The sequence below is a fragment of the Blastococcus sp. SYSU DS0617 genome (genome assembly GCF_054051075.1).
Map to the genome: position 1 here is coordinate 1 of NZ_JBJHAO010000031.1, position 2,067 is coordinate 2,067.

The window sequence follows — 2,067 nt, forward strand, 5'->3', positions numbered from 1 at the left end:
AATAGTTGTCCGGCGGCGTCCTACTCTCCCACCCCGTCTCCAGGGCAGTACCATCGGCGCTGAGAGGCTTAGCTTCCGGGTTCGGAATGAGACCGGGCGTTTCCCTCTCGCCATGACCGCCGTAACTCTGTGAACTTGTTCGAACCAGCGGTCTGGTTCGTGCGTTCAGAACCGCACAGTGGACGCGACAATCTTGTCTTCGACTCTCGACCTGCACGACACTCTGGGTAGGTGTTGTGTGGTCAAGCCCTCGGCCTATTAGTACCGGTCAGCTCCACACCTTGCGGTGCTTCCACTTCCGGCCTATCAACCCGCTGGTCTGGGCGGGGGCCTTACCCGGTTAACCCGGTGAGAGACCTCATCTTGAAGCGAGCTTCCCGCTTAGATGCTTTCAGCGGTTATCCCTGCCGAACGTAGCTAACCAGCAGTGCACCTGGCGGTACAACTGGCACACCAGAGGTTCGTCCGTCCCGGTCCTCTCGTACTAGGGACAGCTCTTCTCAAGTCTCTTACGCGCACGGCGGATAGGGACCGAACTGTCTCACGACGTTCTAAACCCAGCTCGCGTACCGCTTTAATGGGCGAACAGCCCAACCCTTGGGACCTACTCCAGCCCCAGGATGCGACGAGCCGACATCGAGGTGCCAAACCATCCCGTCGATATGGACTCTTGGGGAAGATCAGCCTGTTATCCCCGGGGTACCTTTTATCCGTTGAGCGACACCGCTTCCACATGCCGGTGCCGGGTCACTAGTCCCAGCTTTCGCTCCTGCTCGACCCGTCGGTCTCACAGTCAAGCTCCCTTGTGCACTTGCACTCGACACCTGATTGCCAACCAGGCTGAGGGAACCTTTGGGCGCCTCCGTTACATTTTGGGAGGCAACCGCCCCAGTTAAACTACCCACCTGACACTGTCCCTGATCCGGATCACGGACCGAAGTTAGACATCCAATTCGACCAGAGTGGTATTTCAACGATGACTCCACGAACACTGGCGTGCCCGCTTCACAGTCTCCCACCTATCCTACACAAGCCGAACCGAACACCAATATCAAGCTATAGTAAAGGTCCCGGGGTCTTTCCGTCCTGCCGCGCGTAACGAGCATCTTTACTCGTAGTGCAATTTCGCCGAGCCTGTGGTTGAGACAGCTGAGAAGTCGTTACGCCATTCGTGCAGGTCGGAACTTACCCGACAAGGAATTTCGCTACCTTAGGATGGTTATAGTTACCACCGCCGTTTACTGGCGCTTGAGTTCTGAGCTTCGCCCCGAAGGACTAACCCGTCCCCTTAACGTTCCAGCACCGGGCAGGCGTCAGTCCGTATACATCGTCTTACGACTTCGCACGGACCTGTGTTTTTAGTAAACAGTCGCTTCTCACTGGTCTCTGCGGCCACCCACCGCTGCCCCGCGCAAGGCGGTTCACAGTAGATGGCCCCCCTTCTCCCGAAGTTACGGGGGCATTTTGCCGAGTTCCTTAACCACAGTTCGCTCGATCGCCTTGGTATTCTCTACCTGACCACCTGAGTTGGTTTGGGGTACGGGCCGCTCGGAACTCGCTAGAGGCTTTTCTCGGCAGCATAGGATCATCCAATTCGCCTCATTCGGCTATGCGTCAGGTCTCACCCTGTATGCGGGACGGATTTACCTACCCCGCGGGCCACACCCTTGCACCGGTACTACCACTCACCGGTAGGACTACCTTCCTGCGTCACCCCATCGCTTGCCTACTACCAGTCCGGGTCCCAGCCTCCACGCACTCGGCCTCCTAAGAGGCACCGGCGCTTCGGGTGGTTAGCATCGCTGGGTTCAGCATGGGCGTTCCTTCGCGGGTACGGGAATATCAACCCGTTGTCCATCGACTACGCCTGTCGGCCTCGCCTTAGGTCCCGACTCACCCTGGGCGGATTAGCCTGGCCCAGGAACCCTTGGTCTTCCGGCGGGGGAGTTTCTCACTCCCCTCTCGCTACTCATGCCTGCATTCTCACTCGCGTGGCGTCCACGGCTGGATCACTCCGCCGCTTCGACCGCCACACGACGCTCCCCTACCCATCCACACACCTGGCCG

Annotated in this window: 2 rRNA genes; both read right to left on the minus strand. The window is 58.7% G+C overall.

Annotated elements, in window-relative coordinates:
• Positions 1-7: 7 nt before the first annotated feature.
• Positions 8-124: ribosomal RNA gene (gene rrf, locus ACI793_RS19230) — 5S ribosomal RNA — on the minus strand.
• Positions 125-238: 114 nt separating this feature from the next.
• Positions 239-2,067: ribosomal RNA gene (locus tag ACI793_RS19235) — 23S ribosomal RNA — on the minus strand; the annotation flags it as partial.